This window comes from Empedobacter falsenii (genome assembly GCF_019308355.1).
GTDB lineage: Bacteria > Bacteroidota > Bacteroidia > Flavobacteriales > Weeksellaceae > Empedobacter > Empedobacter falsenii_B.
The window spans coordinates 31,415-55,570 of record NZ_JAAGKM010000001.1; the positions used below are offsets into that span (position 1 = coordinate 31,415).

The following is a 24,156-nucleotide window of genomic DNA, read 5'->3' on the forward strand; positions in this document are numbered from 1 at the left end:
TCAAAATATATTAGAATTAAACCTAAAAAATGAGTATTATAAAATCTATTATCGATAACGATTTCTATAAGTTCACCATGCAATTTGGCGTTACAAAATTGTATCCAGATGTAATGGCTCGCTATAAATTCATTAATCGTGGTGAACATCAATTTCCTGAAGGTTTTGCAGAAGAATTGCAAAAAGAAATCAATGCAATGGCTTCACTTGCTTTAACCAAAGACGAAAAAAACTTTTTCACAACGAATTGTCCTTATTTAAGTCCTGCTTATTTAGATTTTTTACAAGGTTATCGTTATGATCCAAATGAAGTAAAAATCACTCAAAATGGTGCTGATGTAGAAGTTCACGTAGAAGGATATTGGTATCGTACTATTTTATGGGAAGTTCCAATCTTGTGTTTGATTAGTGAAATTTTCTATAAATTGACAAATGCGCAACGCATTTCGAACGAAGAAATCACAAAACGTACAAGCGATAAAGTTGATTTATACAATCGCCTTGGCGTTACAGTTGCAGAGTTCGGTACGCGTCGTCGTCACAGTTATGAAGTTCATGATGTCGTGATGAAAGAATTAACAAACCATAAAGGAAAAAGTTTTGTCGGAACTTCTAATGTTCACTTTGCACATAAATATGGCGTAAAACCAATTGGAACTCATGCTCACGAATGGTTTATGTTTCATGGTGCGCGTTACGGATTCAAGATTGCGAATTCAATCAGCTTAGATCGTTGGGTAAAAGTTTATTATGGTGATTTAGGAATTGCTTTGACAGATACGTATACGTCGGATGTTTTCTTTGGACAATTTGATAAAAAACTATCTAAATTATTTGATGGTGTTCGCCACGATTCTGGAGATCCAATTGAATTTGGAGAAAAAACAATTGCACATTACGAAAAAATGGGCATCAATCCTTTATTCAAAACGATTATTTTCTCGGATGGATTAAATTCTGAAAAAGTGGAAATGATTACAAAAGCTTTCAAAGGAAGAATTGGATTATCATTTGGAATTGGAACGAATTTAACAAACGACACCGATTTAAAACCTATGAATATCGTGATGAAATTAACCGAAATTTCTTCTATTGATATTAAATGGACAGGCGTTGTAAAACTTTCGGACGAAAAAAATAAACACACCGGAACTTCACGTATGATTGCTCTTGCTAAAGAAATGTTAGATTTAGATGACATTCCATCGCATGATGCGCCAGAAAATGATTAAGAATTTTCTTTAAAATAAAAAATGGAACTCAATATTGAGTTCCATTTTTGTTATCATTTAATATAATGAAAGATTATTTATTCATTAAATCTTCGATTTCTTCTGCTTCTAACGGAATATTTTGCATCAAGTTGAAAGGCTTTCCTTCTTTTTGAATTACATAATCATCTTCCAAACGAATTCCAAAACCTTCTGCAGGAATATAGAATCCTGGCTCGTTTGTGAAAACCATTCCAGCCACAAAATCATCAGTCAATAAACCATAATCATGTGTATCTAATCCCATGTGATGAGACGTTCCGTGCATCATGTATTTTTTGTAAGCTGGCCAAGCTGGATCTTCGTTTTGTACATCTGCTTTATCCAACAAACCTAAACCTAACAATTCAGAAGTATAAACTTTTCCTAATTCTTCGTGATATTTGTACCAATTATTTCCAGGAACTAACATTGTTTCCGCTTCTTTTTTACAACGTAAAACCGCATCATATACTTCTCGTTGACGTTTTGTATATTTTCCATTAACCGGAATTGTACGTGACATATCTGATGAATAATTTGCATATTCTGCAGCAACATCAAACAAAATCAAATCACCATCTTTACATTCTTGGTTATTTTGAATATAATGTAACACATTTGCATTATTTCCAGACGCAATAATTGGCGTGTATGCAAAACCTTTCGAACGATTACGTAAAAACTCATGAACAAACTCAGCTTCGATTTCGAATTCCCAAACTCCAGGTTTTACGAAATTTAAAATACGACGAAAACCTTTTTCTGTGATATCACACGCTTGTTGAATCAAAGCAATTTCTTCCACTTCTTTTACAGAACGTAAACGTTGCAAAATAGGATTTGAACGTAAATAAGTATGTCCAGGATAATCTGCTTTCAATTGTTTTACAAAACGATCTTCGCGCGTTTCTACTTGTGGCGCTTCTGTTACGCGATAATGCTCGTTTTTATTTACATAAACATTATCCGCTTCTACCATCAATTTACGTAAAACATTTGGTAAATCTTGTAACCAAAGTACAGTTTTGATTCCAGAAACTTCTGTTGCTTGAGCTTTTGATAATTTTTCTCCTTCCCAAACTGCAATATGATCGTTCGTTTCACGAACAAATAATACTTCTTTATATTTTGGATCGTAAGCATCAGGGAAAATCAATAAAATAGATTCTTCTTGATCAACTCCAGATAAATAAAAAATATCACGATGTTGCGCAAATGGTAACGTAGAATCTGAAGAAATTGGATAAATATCGTTAGAATTGAAAATAGCAAGAGAACGAGGTTTCATTGCTTTTACAAATTTCGCTCTGTTCTTTACGAATAATTCGCTTGGAATAGGATTGTATTTTGTTGTCATAAAATTTTACATTAATTATTATGACCAAATTTAAGAAGATGTTTTTAGAAAAAAAAGGAAAACCCTCGCAGAAACGAGGGTTTTAACCTTAACCAACCTAAACCTATGAAAAAGCCATTAGCCTTTTATGTTGACAAATGTAAGCTACTTTTTTTAAACTGCAAATTTTTTTTAAAAAAAGTCAATATTTTTTTAACGTCAATATGATAAAACGATAATATTCAACAAATAAGCTATCTATAAAAAATCAATAATTATTCATTTGCGATATTCAAATAATTATTCTTATATTTGCACCTCGAATTTTAGTATAAATAATAACTTAAAAGAAGTTAAAAATGACACATTACGAAACTGTTTTCATTTTGACTCCCGTTCTATCTGATTCTCAGGTAGAGGAAGCAGTTAATAAATTCAATGACTTTGTTACTGCTAACGGTGGTGAAATCGTAGCAAAAGAGAACTGGGGCTTAAAAAAATTAGCTTACCCAATTCAAAACAAAAGAAATGGATTCTACCACTTAGTAGAATTTAAATCAGACAATAACGAGTTAGTTTCTCAATTAGAAGTTGCTTACAAACGTGATGAGCGTGTAATCCGTTTCTTAACTGTGAAATTAGACAAACACGGTATGGACTGGGCAGAAAAACGTAGAACAAAATTAAAGTCTAACTCTAACAAATAAGCAAAGCTATGGCAATTGACGATTTAGCAAAAAAAGCAGCTGGAGGTAGCGAATCAGAAATCCGTTATTTATCTCCTTTAGATATCGAAACACAATCAAACTCAAAATATTGTCGTTTCAAAAAATTTGGAATCAAATACGTTGACTATAAAGACGCTGATTTCTTAATTCAATTCGTGAATGAGCAAGGTAAAATTTTACCTCGTCGTTACACAGGAACATCTTTAAAATACCAAAGAAAAGTTTCTAAAGCGATCAAAAGAGCTCGTCACTTAGCATTAATGCCATTTATTGGTGATCAATTAAAATAATAACCTAAATATTAAAATATCATGAACGTAATTTTAAGACAAGATGTAGAAGGTTTAGGTTTTGAATTTGAAGTTGTTTCAGTAAAACCTGGATACGCACGTAACTTCTTAATCCCTCGTGGATTAGCATCAGTTGCAACTCCAAAAAATGTACAAGAATTAAATGAAGTTTTAGACGCTCGTAAAGCAGAAGAAGCTACATTAATCTCTGCAGCGAAAGAAAAAGCGGCTAAATTAGATGGTTTAGTTGTTAAAATCGACGCTAAAGTTGGTTCTGGAGACAAATTATTTGGATCTATCAACAATGCAGATTTAGCAGAAACTTTAGTAAAAGCTGGTGTTGAAATCGAGAAGAAAAACATTAGAATCCCTGGAAATACTATCAAACGTTTAGGAAAATACGAAGCTAAAGTTCGTTTCCACAGAGATGTTGAAGTAGATTTCGGATTTGAAATTGTACCAGATGCTGCATCTATCAAAGCTGCTGAAGAAGCTGCTAAAACTAGAGCAGAATTAGCTAAATTAGATGCTCAAAAAGCAGCTAATGCTACTAAAGAAGAAGGTTCTTTCTTCAACTATGATAACCCAATTTACGCTAACGACAAGAAAGCGAAAAAAGAGGAAGTATCTGAAGAAGTTGCTACAGAAGAAACTCCATCTACAGAAGAATAATTATTATTCAACTATATATAAAAAACCTCGCAGTTTGCGAGGTTTTTTTATGCTTTTATTTTAGATAATCTAACGTATTTACTTCTTTAAACTTTGGCGAACGTCGTAAGAAATCTTTAAAGAAAGCCGTATGTGTAGCTCCCATTAATACAAAAATACGATCGTCTTTTGTGATTGGTACATTATTCATATTTGCAAACATCCATAAATTACGTTCATAAAACTTTGCTGCTTGTTCTGCTCCCAAAGGATAGCCATTAACTGAAATGGTAGTTAATAAATCTGCATTATAATTAATCATTGCATCTAAATAATCTGGTTGATTTTTTAACCAAAGCAATTCTGCTACACTCATTTTACCCTCATTAATATTATTCTTTTCTTCATTCAAAGAAAATAACTCTTCATATTTTTTATATGTAATGGTATCTTGTTGATTTTTTAAAGCATAGTAAAGTGGATAATAATAATCTTTTTGATAATCTATTCCGAAAATTTGTTTTGCCCCGCTCAAACGTCCAACTTCGTAAGCTAATAACTCTATTTCTGTCGGTTTATCAAATTTCATTTTTGGATTTTTTAAATATTCCGTATAAGAAGCTGCTATTCTTGGATTCTTATAAGATTCTTGTTCTACTAAAATAATCGTTGGCTTAAACATTGCAATCTTTTTTGCTATCTCATGTACTTGTCGAATATTCTCATTATTATGTTCATCAAATTCTATAGAATTTACATCTGGTGTATATCCCATGTGAAAAGTCCCTACATTGAGAACTGGGATAGCATCATCAAATTTTGTTTGAAATTGGAATTTTGTTTGAGCAGATAAATTCATTGTTCCGATAAATCCAGCAATTGCGATAAAAAAGTTTTTCATTTGAGTTAATTTTTCATTTTGATTCAAATCTCAATCATTTCAAAAAATATATTCTTCATTTATCGACGAACCCTTTTGATTTATCGACGAATCACATTCCTTTTATATAGAAAAGCATTTAATTTTACACCAAACAAAAAAACAGATGGGAAAGAGAAAAGAAATCCAATTAATTTCTAAAAAGAACGAACTTGCAATTTTAATCATATTTTTATCTGTTTATTTTATGCTTAATTATATGAATGAAGGATTATTTCGTTTATCTAAAAACAAATCTTTCATTGGAGAAATAGAGCTGTTTAATTCAACAATTTTTTTAGTTAAAGGAGTTGTATCTATCATTATATATTTTATTATTGCGCCAAAAATTTTGAAATCCATCAATTGGAAATCAATATTATTAGCTATAGTATATTCCTTTGCAACATTTATTGCAGTTCGATATATTATTGAACAAATTATTACAGATCTTCTTTTTAATAAAGTCAACTATTTTGAAGGAACGACAATTAGTTTCTATATCTATGACAATTTACATTATGGAACTTTTATCGTTTTTTCTTCACTTTTTTTATGGATGACAATACATTTAATCAACACTTTACAACAAAAAAATAAATTTGAAAAAGAGAAAAAAGAAGCCGAAATCAATTTTCTTAAATCTCAAATCAATCCACATTTTTTGTTTAATACACTCAATAATATTTATAGTTTGGTGAGTGTAAATTCTCCTCATTCGTTAAAAGCAATCGAAAATTTGAGTGCAATTATGCGTTTTACAACCTACGAAACCAATAAAGATAAAATTGAAATTGAACGAGAAATTGATTACATCAATCAATATTTAGATTTGGAGCAGATTCGTTATGGAGAAAAATTTTATGTCGAAAAAGAATTTTTGATTGAGAATTCTAAAAAATTAATTCATCCATATATTATTTCGCCTTTAATCGAAAATGCAATCAAACATGGTGTTGTAAAAGATATTAATCATCCAATTAAAATCAATTTAAGAACTAATACTGAACACCTAGAGATTTCCGTTTCAAATAAAATTAATCAACATCAAAAAGATGAAACTTCTGGAATTGGATTAACAAATTTGAAAAAAAGATTGAATTATTATTTCGGAAATAATTATACTTTCGAGATTAAAAACGATTACGAAACCTTTCATATTTACTTAAAAATTCCATTAAATGACGAAAATTAAGTGTATTATTTTAGATGATGAACCTTTGGCTGTTGAATTATTAAAAAAACACGCTTCTGAAAATGAAAATTTAATTGTTTCACTTGCAACAACTGAAGTTTTTGAAGCAATTGATTTTCTCAAAAATAATAAAGTTGATCTTATTTTCACAGATATTCAAATGCCCGAATTGACTGGAATTCAGTTGATGAAAATCCTTGATCATTCTCAGAAATTCATTGTCACAACAGCTTATCAAGATTATGCTTTAGAAAGTTTTAATTTTCATGTGGTTGATTATTTATTGAAACCTATTACGAAAGAACGTTTTGATGCCTCTATAAAAAAATATGTTGATTTTTTTCAAACGACATCAACTAAAAATCAGTCGACTTATTTGTTTGTAAAAGCAGATGGAAAGCAAGTAAAAATTAATTTTTCAGATTTAATTTACATTGAAGGTTTGAAAGATTATATTCGAATTCATACCAAAACTGAAAAAATATTAGTCTTAGAAACCATGAAGTCTTTCGAAGAAAAATTACCAAATCATTTCAAAAGAATTCATCGTTCGTATATCATCAATCTTGATTTTTTAACTTCTATTGATGGAAATTCTGTTTATCTCAATCAGAAAATTTTACCAATTGGAGAAACTTATCGAAAAGAAATGAAGGATTTTGGTTAAGAATTATTAAGAACAAAAAATACTTGTCTTTTCGAGCTTGTCGAAAAATCTCAGATTCTTCATTTCGTTAACACTGCATTCAGAATGACAATAACAAAAAACTCCAACTTTAAAGGTTGGAGTTTTTTGTTTATATATTTCTTGTTCGTTGTATCAGCAACATATCAGCCAAAACCATCGCAGCTAAACTTTCTACAATAGGAACGGCTCTTGGAACAACACAAGGATCGTGACGACCTTTTCCATGCATTTCTACCATTTTGCCATCTGCATTCAACGTTGTTTGTTCTTGCATTAATGTCGCAACTGGCTTGAAAGCAACTTTAAAATAAATATCCATTCCATTTGAAACTCCACCTTGTATTCCTCCAGAATAATTGGTTCTTGTTGTTCCATCTTGGTTGAATTGATCATTCATTTCTGAACCTTTCATCGATGTAGAAGCAAAACCTTCGCCGTATTCAAAACCTTTTACGGCATTTATCGACATCATCGCCTGTCCTAAACGTGCATGCAATTTATCAAAAATTGGTTCACCTAAACCAACTGGCACATTTTGAATAACACAAGTTACTTCACCTCCAATTGTATCACCTTCTTTGCGAATTTCTTTGATACGATTAATCATTTTTTCTGCCATTTCTAGATCTGGACAACGAACTGCCGTTTCTTCAATTTTAGAAAAATCTAATGTAGAATAATCATTATCCAACTTCAACTCACCTACTCCGCTTACATAAGCTGTAATATTGATATTTGGAATCACATGTTTTGCAACAGCACCACCAACAACCCAATTAGCCGTTTCTCGCGCAGAAGTTCTTCCTCCACCTCTATGATCGCGAACACCATATTTGGTTTCGTATGTAAAATCGGCATGAGAAGGACGAAAAACGTCTTTTATATGATCGTAATCGTGAGATTTTTGATTATCATTCGGAATAATAAACCCGATAGAAGCACCTGTTGTTTTTCCTTCAAAAATACCTGAAAGAAATTGTACTGTATCTGGTTCTTTTCGTTGTGTCACAATTGCAGATTGTCCTGGTTTACGACGATCTAATTGCGCTTGTATCCAATCAAAATCTAATTCGATTCCACTTGGAACGCCATCAATTACACCTCCAATCGCTACACCATGACTTTCGCCAAAAGTTGAAATTTTAAATAGTCTTCCGAATGTATTCACAATAGTATATGTGTTTTTTGTTTTTATTTTTCGAATTGATAAATCACTGCATTAACATTCATTGTAGCTCCAACAGAAGCTAAAATAATTTTATCATTTGCGTGAAATTGATGAGGAGCTAATTCTCCTTTTTTGATTAAATCAAACATTGTAGGAACCGTTGCTACAGATGTATTTCCTAAGAATTGAACTGTCATTGGATCAATTTTTTCTGGTACAGCTACACCATATAATTTGTATAAACGCTCTATCATTGCATGATCCATTTTTGCATTTGCTTGGTGCAATAAAATTTTATCAATATCGGTAATTGATAAATTTGTTTCATCTAACAATTCTTTAATTGCTGGCGGAACATTTTTTAATACGAATTCGTAAACTTTACGACCTTTCATATTAATTGTTTTGATTGAACCTTTATAATCTGGATTTGCAGAACGTCCATTTGTCAAGTAAGCCAATTCATCACCTGTATAACTTAACGTTTCGTGATTGATGATTCCATATTTATAATCAGCTTCTTTCGCTTCCAAAACAACTGCTCCTGCTCCATCTGCAAAAATCATCGCAGAACGATCATGCGGATCTACAGCACGAGATAACGTATCAGAACCGATTACCAAAACTTTCTTTGCAATATTTGCTTGAATAAATTGATGTCCTAAAATCAATGATTCTATCCAACCTGGACAACCAAATGTCATATCATAAGGCTTACATTTTAGGTTTTTGATTCCTAAATTGTGTTTTACTTTTGCCGAAATTGACGGCATGATATCAATTTGATGACCAACAGGATCAATATCTCCAAAGTTGTGCCCAACGATTATATAATCTAATTCTTCTGGATTAACACCAGATTCTTCAATTGCTTTTTTAGCAGCAAAAGTTGCGATATCAGAATTTAATAAATCATCTTCTACATATCTTCTTTCTCTGATTTCTGTAATTTCCTCAAATTTACGCGTAATTTCTTCACCAGTTTTATCCAAACGATTTCCACTTTCGTCATAAAATTCGTGGTTAACAAAATCTTCGTTCGTAACAATTCTATTCGGTAAATAGTGTCCAGAACCTGTAATTACAGAGTTTATCATATTAATATTGTTCAATTTTAATAAAAAAATAATAGCGACAAAGTTACACATTTCATTAAAATAGTCATGAAAAATATGTAATAACTCATACCGAAATTAATAAAGTATATTTAATTTAGCAGCATGAAAAAAAATCCTTCATTAATTGGTCTTTTAATCGTCTGTGGATTAGCTGCTTTAATCGTTGTTATTTATAACACTTTTCTAAGCAAAAAAGATGGGTATGTGATTGATAATCCATCAAACAAAACCTTGACAATCAAAATTAACGATAAAGATTTTACAATTGCACCGCAACAAAATGCAAGAGTAGACTTGAAAAAAGGAAAAGCGCATATCGTTTATAGTTTTAATAACAAAAATGTAGATACAGTTGTAGATATTACGAGAGCAAATGGTTTTATAAATCCAACGCATCAAGAATATTATACATTTACACGACCTTATGGTGTTAGAAAAAACAAAGATTCTATCTTTTTATCAAACAATATTGCAATAGATAACAAGATTTATCACGGAATTATCGAAAAATCTTCTCAATTATACATCGAAAACTTTTACTATAACATCGATCAAGATTATCCTAAAATGTTCATAAAAAGTAGTGGAAGCGAGAAAGCAACTGATTTATCGAAAATATTTAACAAAGAAGATTTTAAACAATTTTATTTCGAGAATTACGAATAAGATTTAGATTTTATAACTTTACAAAATGGCAAATCATCAACACGATGCAGTAACTCCTTACGAAGCATCAGATCTAAATAAAAAGAAACAAGTCGAGCAAATGTTCGATAATATTTCGCCAAAATACGATTTATTAAACCGTGTTTTATCAATGGGAATCGACATTCAATGGCGAAAAGATGTTATCAAAATGGTAAAAGCTTCTCAACCAAAAACGATTTTAGATATCGCGACTGGAACAGGAGATTTAGCGATTATGATGGGTAAAAATACCGATGCAAAAATTACTGGATTAGACTTATCTAACGGAATGTTGGAAGTTGGTCGCAAAAAAGTAAAAGAAGCTGGATTAGAAAATCGTATCGAAATGGTGCAAGGTGATTCGGAAAATTTACCTTTTCCTGATAACACTTTTGACTGTGTGACCGTTTCTTTTGGTGTTCGTAATTTTGAAAACTTAGAGAAAGGTTTAGCAGAAATTAATCGTGTTTTAAGACCTGGAGGAACTTTCGTTATTTTAGAATTTTCTTATCCTACAGCTTTTCCAATGAAACAGTTGTACACATTTTATTCTAAAAATATTTTACCTGCAATTGGTAAAATGGTTTCGAAAGATCAAAGTGCTTATACCTATTTACCAGATTCAGTTCGTGCTTTTCCACATGGAGAAGAAATGAAAAACATTCTGAAAAGTGTAAAATTTACACAACCTATTGATAAAAAACTTACTTTTGGTATTGCAAGCATTTATAAAAGTATAAAATAAATTTGCTTGTTATTCGTTGAAAGTCTATGAGAAAAAATCTAATCATCGCATTATCGTTAACTGTTGCTAGCATTGCAAATGCACAGTTTCGCCCTAATAATGACAGAAGCGAAAACAGAACTGAAACTGATCAGAAAAAATTTAGTTTTGGATATTTCTTGGGAACTAATATGATGAGTTACAAGATTGTTCCTAAAGCACAAACTAACCCTGTCCCTGGAGCTCCTCAAATTCCAGAAGATGATGGAGTAAATGAACACGGTTTAGTTTATTTAGATCAAGAAAGTAAAGCTGGTTTCTCTGTTGGATTAATCGCTAAAATGCGTGTGAATGATTACATCGACTTAAAGTCTGAACCAGGATTGCATTTTGCACAACGTATTTTACATTTTCGTAACGCCCCTTTAGCTGGAACATCAACTGGTACTTACGAAGGAGATTTAGAAGATTCTAATGTAAAACGCGAAGTAAAATCTACTTATATCGAAATTCCATTGTTACTTAACTTTCACGGAGATCGTTGGTTCAATACACGTCCATATATTCAAGGAGGTTTGGGTTATCTAATGAATTTACAATCGAACGAAAATAAAGAAGACGATAACGCTACTGGAGTTTTCAGAACTACAACGAATAACTTTAACTGGCAAGCAGAAATTGGTGTTGAAATTTATTTCAAACGATTTAAACTTACACCAGCCCTAAAAGGTATGTTCTTCTTTAATAATGAAATTGTTCCTGATAAACCTTCTACAGATCCTTATTGGACAGGAAGTTTGAATTCATTATCAACCAGAGCATTTGTTTTTTCTCTAAAATTTGAATAAAAATTTAAAGTCATAATCATAAAATAATAAAAACCATAAATAATATAATCACATGAATTTTCAATTATCGGAAGAACAATTAATGATTCAAGAAGCTGCTCGTGATTTCGCTAAAGCCGAATTATTACCAGGAGTTATCGAACGCGACGAAACATCTACTTTCCCAACTGATGCAGTAAAAAAAATGGGAGAACTTGGATTCTTAGGTATGATGGTTGACCCAAAATACGGAGGATCTGGTTTAGATAGCGTTTCTTATGTCATTGCAATGGAAGAAATCGCTAAAGTTGATGCTTCTGCTGCTGTTGTCATGTCAGTTAACAACTCTTTGGTTTGTGCTGGTATGGAAAAATATTGTAACGAAGATCAAAAACAAAAATATTTAGTACCATTAGCTTCTGGTCAAGTGATTGGAGCATTTTGTTTATCTGAACCAGATGCTGGTTCTGATGCGACTTCTCAAAAAACTACTGCGGTAGATATGGGAGATTACTATTTATTAAATGGTACAAAAAACTGGATTACGAATGGTGGAACAGCTTCTACTTATTTAGTAATCGCTCAAACTGATCCAGAAAAAGGTCACAAAGGAATCAATGCTTTCATCGTAGAAAAAGGATGGGCAGGTTTCGAAATTGGACCAAAAGAACAAAAAATGGGAATCCGTGGTTCTGACACACATTCATTGTTCTTTAATGATGTTAAAGTGCCAAAAGAAAACCGTATTGGTGAAGACGGATTTGGATTTGCTTTCGCAATGAATGTCTTAAACGGAGGACGTATTGGTATCGCTTCTCAAGCTTTAGGAATTGCACAAGGTGCTTATGAATTAGCGTTAGATTATGCAAAAATTCGTAAAGCCTTCAAAACAGAAATCATCAATCACCAAGCTGTTGCATTCAAATTAGCAGATATGGCAACTAATATTACAGCTGCTCGTATGTTATGTTTTAAAGCTGCGGTTGAGAAAGATGAGGGAAAAGACATTTCTATTTCTGGTGCAATGGCAAAACTATTTGCTTCTAAAACAGCGAACGAAGTTGCTTCGGAAGCCGTTCAAATTCATGGAGGAAATGGTTATGTTCGCGAGTATCATGTAGAACGTATGATGCGCGATGCAAAAATTACTCAGATTTACGAAGGAACATCAGAAATTCAAAAAATTGTAATTTCGAGAGGAATTGCTAAATAATTTTAAATAAATATAATTATTTTTTATCTTTATAAGACATCTGTTAATGACAGATGTCTTTTTTTATTTATTTAATCAAAAAACAATACGTCGTATATTTGTGGCGGAAAAAATATAAAGAAGATGAAAATTTTTAGATTCGGACCAAAAGGTCAGGAGAAATCAGGTGTAATCATCGATGAGAAAAAATTCGATGTTTCAGCATCAGGAATTATTTATGATGATGATTTTTTTGGAAATACAGAAAAACAAGAAACTTTACAAAAATATATCGAGCTTAACATTAACAGCTTGCCATTAGTTGAAGATGATGTACGTATTGGTACACCTTTAACTCGCCCAGGAAAAATTGTTTGTGTAGGTCTTAACTTTGATGATCACGTAAAAGAAACAGGTTTACAACAACAAGCAGAACCGATTATGTTTATCAAAGCTAATCAATCGTTTAACGGACCAGAAGACGGAATTATGCAACCAAATGGTTCTACAAAAATGGACTGGGAAACAGAACTTTGTATTATTATTGGTGAAAAAGCAAATAATGTAACGGAAGAAGAGGCAATGAATCACGTATATGGTTATGCCTTAATTAATGATATTTCTGAGCGTGCTTTCCAAACAGAACGTGGAGGAACTTGGGACAAAGGAAAAGGATGTGATACATTTGCACCTGTTGGACCTTTTATTGCAACAAAAGACGAAATCGAGGATGTAAATAATTTACGTGTTTGGTTAAAATTAAACGGAGAATTAATGCAAGATGGTAATACAAGTGATTTTATTTACCGCATTCCTAAATTAATTTCTTACCTATCTCAATTTATGTCTTTCTTACCTGGAGATATTATTTCTACAGGTTCACCTGCAGGATCAGGAATGGGAAAAACACCTCAAGTTTGGCTAAAACCAGGAGATGTTATCGAATATGGAATTGAAGGTTTAGGTTCTACAACTCAAACTATTTTACCTTTCTCAAGAGGTTAAAATAAGATATCTTACAATAAAAAAAACCGTGCAATTTAAATTTTGAATTGCACGGTTTTTAAATTTTGTTTAGCGTCATACTTAATTGATTAAACAATAAAACGAATTCTTTTTCATACAATCAATCGATTAAATAGAACGTCTAATTCGAAAAAAATATTGGATATTCAATTAATTAACGTAATTTTGCAAACGTTTTGACAACCATCTAAATGGTACAAATCCATCAAAATGACGAATAATTCCTAAAATCTTTTGGGAAAACAGAATCATTTTGTACATTTGCACCCCGATCGGATTGTCGGTAATTTATAAAATATTAAAAATCAAGATAGTGGACACGTTAAGTTACAAAACTTCATCAGCCAACAAAGAAACTGCTCAGAAAGAATGGGTAGTTGTGGACGCTTCTGACTTATCATTAGGTCGTTTAGCGTCAGGTGTTGCGAAGCTTATCAGAGGTAAGCACAAAACAAACTTCACTCCTCATGCAGATTGTGGAGATTATGTAATTGTTTTAAACGCTGACAAAATTCAATTAACAGGTAACAAATGGGATGACAAATTATACATCCGTCACACAGGTTACCCAGGTGGACAAAGATCTTTAACTGCGAAAGAAGTTTTTGCAAAAGATCCTGTACGCTTAATCGAAAAGTCAGTAAAAGGAATGTTACCTAAAAATAAATTAGGTAGTAAATTATTGACTAATTTACATGTATTTGTTGGTACTGAGCACAATCACGAAGCTCAACAACCAAAACAAATCGATATTAACGAATATTTATAATCTAATTCCATGGCAATAGTTCATAAAATCGGACGTAGAAAAACATCTGTTGCTCGTGTATACTTACAAGAAGGTAATGGAGAAATCTTCATTAACGGGCGCGAGTTAGCAATCTACTTCCCTACGGCAGTATTACAATACAAAGTAGAACAACCATTTTTAATCACTGGTACAAAAGAGAAATACAATGTAGATATCAAAGTATTTGGTGGTGGAATCACTGGTCAAGCTGAAGCAATTCGTTTAGCAATTTCTAGAGCTTTATGTGAAGTTGACGCAGATTTTCGTTTACAATTAAAACCAGAAGGGTTATTAACACGTGACCCACGTATGGTTGAACGTAAAAAATTCGGTCAAAAGAAAGCGCGTAAGAAATTCCAATTCTCTAAACGTTAATTTATTCAATTCATTAAAAAATCCATTTTCCGTTGGTTTAGCATCTAAACAAATAAGGCTAGAATTTTTCGACCACTTGTTTGTTGCTTGTTGAGATAACGGAACGTAAACTAAAAAAAAGAAAATGGCAAAAGTAAATGTAAAGGACTTATTAGGTGCTGGTGTGCACTTTGGTCACTTAACAAGAAAATGGAATCCGGCTATGGCTCCTTATATTTTTATGGAGAAAAACGGAATCCACATCATCGATCTTCACAAAACTGCAGTGAAATTAGATGAAGCATCTGAAGCTTTAGGAAAAATTGCTGCATCTGGACGTAAAGTTCTTTTTGTTGCAACTAAAAAACAAGCAAAAGATGTTGTAGCTAAGCATGCTGAAGAAATCAACATGCCTTATATTACAGAACGTTGGCCTGGTGGGATGTTAACTAACTTTGTTACTATCCGTAAAGCAGTTAAAAAAATGAATTCAATCGATCGTATGAAAAAAGACGGTACGTTTGAAACACTATCTAAAAAAGAAAGATTACAAGTTGATCGTCAAAGAGCATCTTTAGAGAAAAACTTAGGTTCTATCGCTGATATGACACGTTTACCATCTGCAGTATTTATTGTAGATATCGTACGTGAGCACATCGCTGTAGCAGAAGCTCAAAAATTGGGTATTCCAATCTTTGCAATGGTTGATACAAATACTGACCCTCGTCAAGTAGATTTCCCAATCCCTGCAAATGATGATGCTTCTAAATCTATCGATATCATCTTATCTACAGTAGCTGATTCTATCAAAGCTGGTTTATCTACACGTAAAGCAGAAAAAGAAAAAGCAAAAGAAGGTAAAGAAGAAGGAGCTGAAACAAAAGAAGCTTAACATTAACTTGATGATCAATTCATCGATATAATATACCTTGTAGCTCCTACACCACTTTGTGGTGTACGAGCTACTTTTATTTAAAATATTAAGAAACAAAATAAAAATATTACTATGAGCTACAAAGCAACAGCCGCTGAGGTAAGTAAATTAAGAAACGCAACTGGTGCGGGAATGATGGATTCTAAAAAAGCTTTAGAAGAAGCTGGTGGAGATTTCGATAAAGCTGTAGAAGTTTTACGTAAACAAGGACAAAAAGTAGCTGCTAAAAGAGCTGACCGTGATTCTACAGAAGGTGCAGTTATCGCTAAAGTTAACGCTGACCAAACTAAAGGTATCGTTATCGCTTTGAACTGTGAGACTGACTTCGTTGCTAAAAATGAAGCTTTCGTTGCTATGGCTAACGAAATCGCTGATTTAGCTTTGACAGTTAACTCTAAAGAAGAATTATTAGCTTTACCATTCGCAGGAATTACAGTTGGTGAAAAATTAACTGAGCAAACAGGTGTTATTGGAGAAAAAATCGAAATTGGTACTTTCCAAGCTATCGAAGGTGCTATCGTTAATTCTTACATCCACGCTGGTAACAAAATTGGTGCTGTAGTTTCTTTATCTGCTAACGTAGAAGGTGCTTCTGAAGTAGCTCGTGACGTTGCTATGCAAGTTGCTGCTATGAACCCAGTAGCATTAGATGAAACTTCTGTTGCTCAATCTGTAATTGACACTGAATTATCTATCGCTAGAGAAACTTTAGTTGCAGAAGGTAAACCAGAAAACATGATTGAAAACATCGCTCAAGGTAAATTACAAAAATTCTTCAAAGAGAATACATTAGTTCACCAAGCGTCAATCAAAGACGGAAAAACTTCTGTTCAAGATATCGTTAAAGCTGTTAACGCTGACTTGAAAGTAACTGGATTTATCCGTTACAGCTTATAATAAGCTTATAATAAGTTTATAATTTTTATTATATATCTTAAAGTGATGCTAAATTTTAGCATCACTTTTTTGTTTGGTATATATTTTGAAATGTTTGTTTTATAATTATTTATTTTTATATTTGTTAGGATTACAAGCATATGAAACACTTTATACTATTTATAACTATATTTTTATTCACCATAACATCTGCTTCAGCTCAGTCGAGATTTGATCAGGATAAAGGCTCTGTTAGTATTTATCCAAATCCTGCGAGTTCTACGTTTACAATAAAATTTGATAATCCATCGAAAGCAAGTTCGGTATCGATATATTCGATTATTGGAAATGAAGTGATGAATAAAAAATTAGACGGAAGCCAGAAAGCAAACTTTAACGTACAAAGTTTGAAAAAAGGAAAATACATTGTTCGCGTTTTTAATGAAGATGGAACAACAGAAACACAATCCTTGATTAAGAATTAAGATTATTCATATATAAAACAAAAAAGCTTCTCAAAAATTTGAGAAGCTTTTTTTATATCGTTACCCGAAAGTTTATTTCGCTTTCTTGTAATTATCTTCAACTTGTTTCCAATCCAAAACATTGTTAAACGCTTTCAAATAATCATCGCGTTTGTTTTGGTATTTTAAATAGTAAGCATGTTCCCAAACATCAATTCCTAAAATTGGCGTTCCTGCGATCTCTGCTCCTGGCATCAATGGATTATCTTGATTTGCTGTACTTGTAACCGCCAAACTTCCGTCCGCTTTCACAACCAACCAAGCCCAACCAGAACCAAAACGTTTAGAACCCGCTTCGTCCAATTGTTTGATTAATTCTTCTGTAGAACCAAATGTTGCTTCAATCTTCGCTTTAAGATCTCCTGTAGGGGCTTTCTGTGGCGTTGGAGACATAATATCAAAATATAGCATGTGATTGTAATATCCACCAGCATTGTTGCGTAAAGCAGCATTATTCATATCCATTTTTTTCAAAATATCTACAATATCATTCGATTTGATATTTGCTTCTTTTAGCGCTGTATTCAATTTGTTGATGTATCCTAAATAATGTTTAGAGAAATGAACTTCCATTGTTTTTGCATCAATGTATTCGTTCAATTCATCGTAACCATATTTCAAAGGTTTAATTTGGAAAGTTCCTGGGTCAGCTTTAACATCTGTAGGATTTCCAACAGGCTCTGCAACAGCTTGCACTGTATCTTGTTTTACAACTTCTTTAGTTGTTGAGTCAGCATTTTCTTTCTTCGTTTCGCATGACTGAACAAAGAAAAGAACACCCAAAACTGACATCAAAAATATACCCTTTTTCATCTTATTCTTTTATGTAGTTTACTTATGATATTAATATTTCTACTAAAATATACTAAAACTATCGAATATAAAATTGATTTCTTTTAATTTTCTGTTAAAATGGAGATTATCATCTAAATCAATAAAGGTAATTTGTTTGTATATTTGATTCATGGATATTGAAATTAATAAAGAAGAATTAAATGATCTAGTTGATAAATTATATTTATTAACTGAAGATTATAAAAATTTGGCTAAAGAAATTTTTAAATATAAAGCTATGAAAGTTGATTTTATTGCTCTTAGTATTTTAAATAGAGCTATGTCAATTAATGAAGGTTGGATATACTAACTTAGTTGGGAGTAAAAGTTAAGCATAAAACCTTAATTTTAATATATGAAAAGAATCCGTAAAATTTATCCAAGCGATTTTAAACTCCAAGCGGTTGAATTAAGTTTTGAGCGAAAAAACATATCAGAATTAGCCAGAGAATTAGGTATAACAGTTAGTTTACTATATAAATGGCGCAAAGAATATGCTGAATTTGGTACAGGAAGTTTTCCAGGTAAAGGAAATCTTAAACTCACTGCAGAGCAGGAAAAAATTCACGATTTAGAGCGAAAACTGAAGGATGCTGAACTTGAACGAGACATCCTAAAAAAGGCGATCAGCATTTTTTCCAAGAGCGGTCGTTGAAATATCAATTCATCAAAAATCATGAAATTATTTATCCGATTGAAAAAATGTGTAAAGTTTTAAAAATCAGTCAAAGCAGTTATTTTAGATGGAAAAAGTGTCCGTTTTCTGTTAGATTTCATAAAAAAGAAGAGCTGAAACAACGTATTTTAACGATTTATTTTGATTCAAAGCAACGTTACGGTAGTCCAAGAATTACAGCAGAATTAAATAATTTAGGATTTAAAATATCTCGAATTACAGTTTCAAAATACATGAGAGAACTTGGAATTAGAAGTAAATTGAGCAAGAAATTTAAAATCACAACAGATTCTAAACATAATTATTTGGTTGTAGAAAATATTCTTGATAGAGATTTCGAAAGCACTAAACCTGCCCAAAAATGGGTTTCTGACATCACTTACATCAGAACAATTGAAGGATTTTTGTATTTAACAATTGTTCTTGATTTGTACGATCGCAAGGTTATTGGTTGGAGTTTGTACGATGAAATGAGCACTGAAAAAACAAGTTTATCAGCCTGGAAAGTCGCTTTAGCAAACAGAAAGATAGAAAAAGGATTGATTTTTCATTCAGATCGAGGAGTTCAATATGCCAACAATAAATTTGCTAATATGCTAGAATCTCATCATGTTATTAGAAGTATGTCGCGTAAAGGAAATTGCTGGGATAACGCTGTGGCAGAGAGTTTCTTTAAAACACTGAAAACAGAATTGATTTATGGAAATAAACTCATAAATAAACAACAAATGGAATTGGAAATATTTCAATACATCGAAATATTTTACAATAAAAAAAGAAGGCATAGTGCCTTAAATTATAAAACGATTGAAGAATTTAATCAACAAAAAATTAGTTATAAAAATGTAGCTTAACTAATACTCCTATTTTTGTTTGCATATCCAGGTTTTAGATTATTATTTCAAGAAAATAATTTTTACTCTGCAACTCATCTAATTAGAATACAAATGGATAATCTAATTAGATATAATTCTATCCTAGTTGCTAAAGACGATAGTTATATTGATTATATATTAGACGGAAAAGAAATCAGAAAATTCCGCGATAGCATTTTAAAAAAGAATTTCAATGATGCTTATTTAGTTGAACAAATTTCAAAAAAATTTCCAGAAATAAAAATTTTATACAAAAAATACTGTGGCTTTATTCATTTTAGTAACGAACATTTAGAAAGAATAAAAACCTTTCCTAATATTGAAAATGTAAAATTTCGTGTAGAGATAGGTAATTTCGAAAATTATTCACATCAAGAAAAAGTAGAAATTGTATCTGATATGATTACTATTTCATTATTTATTTTTAATCAAATCAATTATTGGACCGAAGCAAAAAAGACCATAAAATAAAAAAACCTTCCATTCGGAAGGTTTTCTTGTTATATCGAGTTTCTTAATCTCTTTTATAATCTACAACAGCTTCTATAAAAGCTTGTGCATTTTCAACTGGAATATTTGGTAAAATTCCGTGACCTAAATTGGCAATATATTTATACGGACCAAAATCGTCAATCATTTCTTTTACCATTTGCTGAATAGTTTCTGGTGGCGATAACAAACGAGAAGGATCAAAGTTACCTTGTAACGTCTTTTTGAAACCTGTAAACTCACGCGCTAATTGTGGCGTAATCGTCCAATCAACACCCAAAGCAGATGCTTTAGAATCTGCCATTTTCTCTAAAGCAAACCAACAACCTTTTGCAAAAACAGTTACAGGAACTACTTTAGAAACTTCGTTTACAATTTGCTCGATGTATTTCCAAGAAAATTCATCATAATCTTTTGGCGATAACATTCCACCCCAAGAATCAAAAATCTGAATCACATTTGCACCATGTTCCACTTTTTTCAACAAATATTGAATCGTTGTTTGTGTAATTTTTTCTAATAATTGGTGTGCTGCAACTGGATTTTGGAAACAAAAACCTTTCGCTTGATCAAAAGATTTAGAACCACGACCTTCCACTGCATAACACAACAATGTCCAAGGCGAACCTGCAAAACCAATCAACGGAATTTTATTGTCCAACTCTTTCTTTGTAATATCCATCGCTGCATAAACGTATCCTAACTCTTCTTCAACATCAGGAATATAAACTTTTTCTACATCTTGAGCTGTACGAATAGGATTCTCTAACCAAGGACCAACACCAGGTTTCATCTCGAAATTCATTCCCATTGCTTGTGGCACAACCAAAATATCTGAAAAGATAATTGCTGCATCTAACGGAAAACGACGAATTGGTTGAACTGTAATTTCAGCCGCTAACTCTGGCGTTTGACAACGTGTAAAGAAATCATATTTATCTCTCAATTCGATAAACTCTGGTAAATAACGTCCTGCTTGACGCATCATCCACACTGGCGGACGCTCTACCTCCTCACCTCTCAATGCTTTTAAAAGCAAATCATTTTTTATCATTGATGTATTTTTTTATATTTTCAATAACTACTTCCACCAATGGTGTTTGCGCAGTTATAATTTCATGATTTGGATAAACTTCTTCTATCGCAGAAGTTGTTGTATTTCCGATTGTAAAAATACGCGAACTTTCTGAAATTTCATTTTGTTGATGAAACGCTTTGAATGACAACGGACTAAAAAAAGCATACACATCAAATGTTTCATTTAATTGATAAACAATTTGCCCTGATTGATATGTTATAATTTGATTGACTTCGTGATTTGCTTTTGATAATTCATTCACCAACAAATCTCGACGGGAAGAACCACATAAGAAATTCCATTTCGGAGAATAATTTCCTGAAATTAATTTCGAAGCTAAATCTTCTGCATAATCTTCAACCAACACAACATCTCTGTTTTGCGCTTTTAGTTTTTCTGCCGTTTTTTTTCCAACAACAAAAAAATGACCATTCAATTCCAAATCTTGAATGGCATTTACAGTATTTTGACTCGTCACGATAAACTGATGAACGGATTCATCAATCTGTGCATAAATTTCATTTTTCGAAGTCAAATCGATTTGTAAAGTTGGTTTACAAACCACCTCAACATCAGTTCCAAATTCTTTTTCAAGCAATTCAGAAGAAATTAACTTCGTGAATAAAACCTTCGTTCGCACTATTTCGTTCCGATTTCTTTTTTTATTTGTTCAATCATTTTTGCTGCACCTTGTGCAATACATTCTTCAGCAAATTCGCGACCTTTCGTCAAATATTCATCTGCTTTGAATTGTCTTTCGATTGAAATCATTTCTTGTCCATCAATGGTTAAAATTGCTCCTTTGAAGGAGTAATTTTCTTCATCAATTTTCTCAACTAACGCACCAATTGGCGCTGTACAACCACCTTCTAAAACATTCAAAAATTGACGTTCTACTGTTGCAAAAAGTTCACATTGCGGATTATTAATATCACTCAAATCAAAACCTTCTTTGGCTACAATTCCTAAAATTCCTTGTGATGGTGCAGCAATCATCCAATCAATCACTTTATAATGAAGACCTTTTTCTGCCAATTCATCTAAAATTTCTGAACGATCCAAACCTGCAAAAGCAAAAACAGCTCCGTCCCAATCTGCATTATCTTGCAACTTTTTCAGACGTAATTGCACATTTCCACGTAAATCTACAATCGTATCATTTGGATATTTATGATTCCAAAATGCTTTACGACGCAAAGATCCAGTAGCGATAACACGATGTTTTTTCTCGAAAATATCTTCCGATTTGTACACCAAAATATCCGCAGAACTTGCACGTTCTGGATACGCAATCAACTCTAATGTTTCTGGTAAAACAGTTGGAACATCTTTCAACGAATGAACCGCAATATCTACTTGATCATTCAACAAAGCAATGTCCAATGAACGCGTAAAAACACCTGTTAAACCTAATGAATAAATGGGTTGTTTTAGATTTGCATCACCTTCAGAAGTAATCGGAACGATTTCTGTTGGATGACCTTTTGCCTCAAGAATAGAAGCAACTTTATTGGCTTGCCAAAGTGCTAACGGACTTTGACGTGTACCAATTTTTATTATTTTCATGATTGTATTAAGCTTGTTTTAAATGAAACATTTTTTCGATTAACTGAATTGTTTCGTCTGCATTTTCTTTATTTTCAATCAAATAAGAAGCAAACTGATTTGTAATTTTCTGAATTACTTTTTCAGTTAAAATCGTTTCATTTTCGTCAATGTTTACATTATCTTTTTTCAAATTATTTAAAGCAAAACTCTGAAAAAAGTCTAATCTATCTTTGAAAGATTGAATAGCTGGAACCAATTCTCTGGTTTCTAACCATTCGTAAAACTCTGTAGAATGCTCCTCTATAATTGCCAAAGCTTCTGGAATTGCATTGCGACGTTGCGCAATCGTATCATCTACCATTTTAGATAATCCGTCCACATTTACCAATTGAATAGATTCGCGAGCAGCCAATGTATGAATTACATTTTCTGGAACTGACATATCAATAATCGTCATTTCCTTATCGAACGGAATCATTTCTTCTGTAATCGTGTAATTACTTGCTCCCGTTGCAACAATTAGAATATCTGTTTTTTGTAATTCTTCTTTTAATTCGCTGTGATCTTTTACGGTAATATCGTATTTCAGTCCAAGAATTTCTGCCTTTTCTTTTGTACGATTGATTAGCGTAATGTTTGTATTTGGATAATGTTTGACCAAATTAGCACACGTATTACGACCAATTTTACCAATTCCGTACAACAAAATATTTTTGTCAACTAAGTTTCCTTGCGTTGCTTGAATAAAATTAACCGCTGAATATGCAACCGAAGCAGAACCGTTACTTAAGAAAGTTTCGTTCTTCACTTTTTTACTAATTTGAATCGCAGTATTTACCAAACGCTCTAAAAAAGCATTTGATGCACCTTGTTTTTTGAAACGAGAAAACCAAATTTTGATTTGTCCGATGATATCAAAATCACCTAAAATCTGACTTTCTAATCCCGACGAAACACGGAATAAATGTGTAATCGCTTCTTCTCCTTCTTTTACCATCATAAATTGACGGAATTCATCTGCATTACCTTCTGTGTATTTACAATATTGCTCAACGATTTGATCTTCGTTTTCTGCAAAACCATAAAATTCAGTACGATTACAAGTTGATACAATAAAAAAGTTTTCTAATCCATTCGTTTTAGAATCTTGCGTAAACGTTTCAACTTGTTCCGGGAAAAATGTAAATTTACCACGTGTAATGGCGTCAGCTTTTTCATAACTGATTCCGATTACGTAAAAATTTTCTTCCGTTTTATTACCTCTAATTGCCATTTCTTCAAATACTGATACAAAAGTAGTTTCAAAAGTCTTCGAAAAATAACTTTAAAAAGAAAAAATAACGCTAAAAATTAAAGTTTGCTTTTTTAGAATAATT

The 24,156-nt window shown here is 32.0% G+C and carries 28 protein-coding genes and 1 pseudogene; 20 read left to right on the forward strand and 9 right to left on the reverse strand.

Annotation, left to right across the window (positions count from 1 at the left end):
• Nucleotides 1-29 precede the first annotated feature (29 nt).
• Nucleotides 30-1,232 carry a nicotinate phosphoribosyltransferase gene (gene pncB / locus G0Q09_RS00190; RefSeq protein ID WP_219033591.1) on the forward strand — a complete coding sequence of 401 codons (1,203 nt, stop codon included), beginning with the start codon at nucleotides 30-32 and terminating at the stop codon, nucleotides 1,230-1,232.
• Between the two features lie 73 nt (nucleotides 1,233-1,305).
• Here pncB and G0Q09_RS00195 read toward each other — a convergent pair whose 3' ends face one another.
• Nucleotides 1,306-2,610 carry an aminopeptidase P family protein gene (locus tag G0Q09_RS00195; RefSeq protein WP_219033592.1) on the reverse strand — a complete coding sequence of 435 codons (1,305 nt, stop codon included), beginning with the start codon at nucleotides 2,608-2,610 and terminating at the stop codon, nucleotides 1,306-1,308.
• Nucleotides 2,611-2,948: 338 nt separating this feature from the next.
• Here G0Q09_RS00195 and rpsF point away from each other — a divergent pair, with 338 nt between their 5' ends.
• The 3 genes and pseudogenes from rpsF to rplI form a co-directional block, all read left to right on the forward strand.
• Entirely contained in the window at nucleotides 2,949-3,296 is a 348-nt protein-coding gene (gene rpsF / locus G0Q09_RS00200) for a 30S ribosomal protein S6 (protein WP_038334492.1), read from the forward strand.
• 8 nt (nucleotides 3,297-3,304) lie between these two features.
• Entirely contained in the window at nucleotides 3,305-3,607 is a 303-nt protein-coding gene (gene rpsR / locus G0Q09_RS00205) for a 30S ribosomal protein S18 (protein ID WP_019976570.1), read from the forward strand.
• A 21-nt stretch (nucleotides 3,608-3,628) separates the two neighbouring features.
• Nucleotides 3,629-4,126: pseudogene (gene rplI / locus G0Q09_RS00210) on the forward strand (50S ribosomal protein L9); the annotation flags it as partial.
• 208 nt (nucleotides 4,127-4,334) lie between these two features.
• Here rplI and G0Q09_RS00215 read toward each other — a convergent pair.
• Nucleotides 4,335-5,159 carry a DUF5694 domain-containing protein gene (locus tag G0Q09_RS00215; protein WP_219033594.1) on the reverse strand — a complete coding sequence of 275 codons (825 nt, stop codon included), beginning with the start codon at nucleotides 5,157-5,159 and terminating at the stop codon, nucleotides 4,335-4,337.
• Nucleotides 5,160-5,304: 145 nt separating this feature from the next.
• Here G0Q09_RS00215 and G0Q09_RS00220 point away from each other — a divergent pair, with 145 nt between their 5' ends.
• Nucleotides 5,305-6,372, forward strand: a complete 1,068-nt coding sequence (locus G0Q09_RS00220; protein ID WP_219033595.1) for a sensor histidine kinase — start codon at nucleotides 5,305-5,307, stop codon at nucleotides 6,370-6,372.
• The gene (locus G0Q09_RS00225) at nucleotides 6,359-7,039 is read left to right on the forward strand and encodes a LytR/AlgR family response regulator transcription factor (RefSeq protein ID WP_219033596.1); all 681 of its coding nucleotides are present in this window, start codon (nucleotides 6,359-6,361) and stop codon (nucleotides 7,037-7,039) included. Before G0Q09_RS00220 ends, G0Q09_RS00225 begins: the two co-directional genes overlap by 14 nt.
• 130 nt (nucleotides 7,040-7,169) lie before the next feature.
• On the opposite strand, the gene aroC is transcribed toward G0Q09_RS00225, so the two are convergent.
• Nucleotides 7,170-8,228 carry a chorismate synthase gene (aroC, locus tag G0Q09_RS00230; RefSeq protein ID WP_115001405.1) on the reverse strand — a complete coding sequence of 353 codons (1,059 nt, stop codon included), beginning with the start codon at nucleotides 8,226-8,228 and terminating at the stop codon, nucleotides 7,170-7,172.
• 23 nt (nucleotides 8,229-8,251) lie between these two features.
• Nucleotides 8,252-9,325, reverse strand: coding sequence for a 3-oxoacyl-ACP synthase III family protein (locus G0Q09_RS00235; RefSeq protein WP_038334667.1), 1,074 nt, complete (start codon nucleotides 9,323-9,325; stop codon nucleotides 8,252-8,254).
• A gap of 123 nt (nucleotides 9,326-9,448) precedes the next feature.
• On the opposite strand from G0Q09_RS00235, the gene G0Q09_RS00240 reads away from it, so the two are divergent.
• The 10 genes from G0Q09_RS00240 (at nucleotide 9,449) to G0Q09_RS00285 (ending at nucleotide 17,241) form a co-directional block, all read left to right on the forward strand.
• Entirely contained in the window at nucleotides 9,449-10,012 is a 564-nt protein-coding gene (locus tag G0Q09_RS00240; RefSeq protein ID WP_038334487.1) for a hypothetical protein, read from the forward strand.
• Between the two features lie 25 nt (nucleotides 10,013-10,037).
• Entirely contained in the window at nucleotides 10,038-10,778 is a 741-nt protein-coding gene (gene ubiE / locus G0Q09_RS00245) for a bifunctional demethylmenaquinone methyltransferase/2-methoxy-6-polyprenyl-1,4-benzoquinol methylase UbiE (RefSeq protein ID WP_038334486.1), read from the forward strand.
• Nucleotides 10,779-10,804: 26 nt separating this feature from the next.
• Complete coding sequence (gene porT, locus G0Q09_RS00250) at nucleotides 10,805-11,605, forward strand: type IX secretion/gliding motility protein PorT/SprT (RefSeq protein ID WP_038334485.1); 801 nt, start codon at nucleotides 10,805-10,807, stop codon at nucleotides 11,603-11,605.
• A 52-nt stretch (nucleotides 11,606-11,657) separates the two neighbouring features.
• Nucleotides 11,658-12,797, forward strand: coding sequence for an acyl-CoA dehydrogenase family protein (locus tag G0Q09_RS00255; RefSeq protein ID WP_219033597.1), 1,140 nt, complete (start codon nucleotides 11,658-11,660; stop codon nucleotides 12,795-12,797).
• Nucleotides 12,798-12,920: 123 nt separating this feature from the next.
• Nucleotides 12,921-13,781 (forward strand): fumarylacetoacetate hydrolase family protein, encoded by an 861-nt coding sequence (locus G0Q09_RS00260; RefSeq protein ID WP_125348772.1) that lies wholly within the window; start codon nucleotides 12,921-12,923, stop codon nucleotides 13,779-13,781.
• Nucleotides 13,782-14,115: 334 nt separating this feature from the next.
• The gene (rplM, locus tag G0Q09_RS00265; RefSeq protein WP_038334665.1) at nucleotides 14,116-14,571 is read left to right on the forward strand and encodes a 50S ribosomal protein L13; all 456 of its coding nucleotides are present in this window, start codon (nucleotides 14,116-14,118) and stop codon (nucleotides 14,569-14,571) included.
• 9 nt (nucleotides 14,572-14,580) lie between these two features.
• Nucleotides 14,581-14,967 (forward strand): 30S ribosomal protein S9, encoded by a 387-nt coding sequence (gene rpsI, locus G0Q09_RS00270; protein ID WP_038334481.1) that lies wholly within the window; start codon nucleotides 14,581-14,583, stop codon nucleotides 14,965-14,967.
• 124 nt (nucleotides 14,968-15,091) lie between these two features.
• Nucleotides 15,092-15,838, forward strand: a complete 747-nt coding sequence (gene rpsB, locus G0Q09_RS00275; RefSeq protein ID WP_038334479.1) for a 30S ribosomal protein S2 — start codon at nucleotides 15,092-15,094, stop codon at nucleotides 15,836-15,838.
• Nucleotides 15,839-15,952: 114 nt separating this feature from the next.
• Nucleotides 15,953-16,777, forward strand: coding sequence for a translation elongation factor Ts (gene tsf / locus G0Q09_RS00280; RefSeq protein ID WP_219033598.1), 825 nt, complete (start codon nucleotides 15,953-15,955; stop codon nucleotides 16,775-16,777).
• Between the two features lie 140 nt (nucleotides 16,778-16,917).
• A complete protein-coding gene (locus G0Q09_RS00285; protein WP_115001418.1) occupies nucleotides 16,918-17,241 on the forward strand; it encodes a T9SS type A sorting domain-containing protein in 324 nt (107 codons plus the stop codon).
• Nucleotides 17,242-17,313: 72 nt separating this feature from the next.
• On the opposite strand, the gene G0Q09_RS00290 is transcribed toward G0Q09_RS00285, so the two are convergent.
• Nucleotides 17,314-18,093, reverse strand: a complete 780-nt coding sequence (locus tag G0Q09_RS00290; RefSeq protein ID WP_257467972.1) for a superoxide dismutase — start codon at nucleotides 18,091-18,093, stop codon at nucleotides 17,314-17,316.
• Between the two features lie 151 nt (nucleotides 18,094-18,244).
• Between G0Q09_RS00290 and G0Q09_RS00295 the strand changes: the two genes are divergently transcribed.
• From G0Q09_RS00295 to G0Q09_RS00305, 4 genes are all read left to right on the forward strand, one after another.
• Nucleotides 18,245-18,424: a hypothetical protein gene (locus G0Q09_RS00295; protein ID WP_219033599.1), complete on the forward strand. Its 180-nt coding sequence runs from the start codon at nucleotides 18,245-18,247 to the stop codon at nucleotides 18,422-18,424.
• Between the two features lie 45 nt (nucleotides 18,425-18,469).
• Complete coding sequence (locus tag G0Q09_RS14890) at nucleotides 18,470-18,769, forward strand: transposase (RefSeq protein ID WP_225540518.1); 300 nt, start codon at nucleotides 18,470-18,472, stop codon at nucleotides 18,767-18,769.
• A complete protein-coding gene (locus G0Q09_RS00300; protein ID WP_257467973.1) occupies nucleotides 18,766-19,644 on the forward strand; it encodes an IS3 family transposase in 879 nt (292 codons plus the stop codon). Before G0Q09_RS14890 ends, G0Q09_RS00300 begins: the two co-directional genes overlap by 4 nt.
• Nucleotides 19,645-19,737: 93 nt before the next feature.
• Nucleotides 19,738-20,136 (forward strand): hypothetical protein, encoded by a 399-nt coding sequence (locus G0Q09_RS00305; protein ID WP_219033600.1) that lies wholly within the window; start codon nucleotides 19,738-19,740, stop codon nucleotides 20,134-20,136.
• A gap of 43 nt (nucleotides 20,137-20,179) precedes the next feature.
• Here the strand turns inward: G0Q09_RS00305 and hemE are convergent, their stop codons facing one another.
• The 4 genes from hemE to hemA are packed head-to-tail and all read right to left on the reverse strand — an operon-like array spanning nucleotide 20,180 to nucleotide 24,053.
• Entirely contained in the window at nucleotides 20,180-21,208 is a 1,029-nt protein-coding gene (gene hemE / locus G0Q09_RS00310) for a uroporphyrinogen decarboxylase (RefSeq protein ID WP_219033601.1), read from the reverse strand.
• On the reverse strand, nucleotides 21,195-21,872 hold the full coding sequence (locus G0Q09_RS00315) for a uroporphyrinogen-III synthase (RefSeq protein WP_181816324.1): 678 nt from the start codon (nucleotides 21,870-21,872) through the stop codon (nucleotides 21,195-21,197). The genes hemE and G0Q09_RS00315 overlap by 14 nt, the downstream gene beginning before the upstream one ends.
• Nucleotides 21,872-22,798: a hydroxymethylbilane synthase gene (gene hemC, locus G0Q09_RS00320; protein WP_219033602.1), complete on the reverse strand. Its 927-nt coding sequence runs from the start codon at nucleotides 22,796-22,798 to the stop codon at nucleotides 21,872-21,874. Before hemC ends, G0Q09_RS00315 begins: the two co-directional genes overlap by 1 nt.
• A 7-nt stretch (nucleotides 22,799-22,805) precedes the next feature.
• On the reverse strand, nucleotides 22,806-24,053 hold the full coding sequence (gene hemA, locus G0Q09_RS00325) for a glutamyl-tRNA reductase (protein ID WP_219033603.1): 1,248 nt from the start codon (nucleotides 24,051-24,053) through the stop codon (nucleotides 22,806-22,808).
• Between the last annotated feature and the right edge of the window lie 103 nt (nucleotides 24,054-24,156).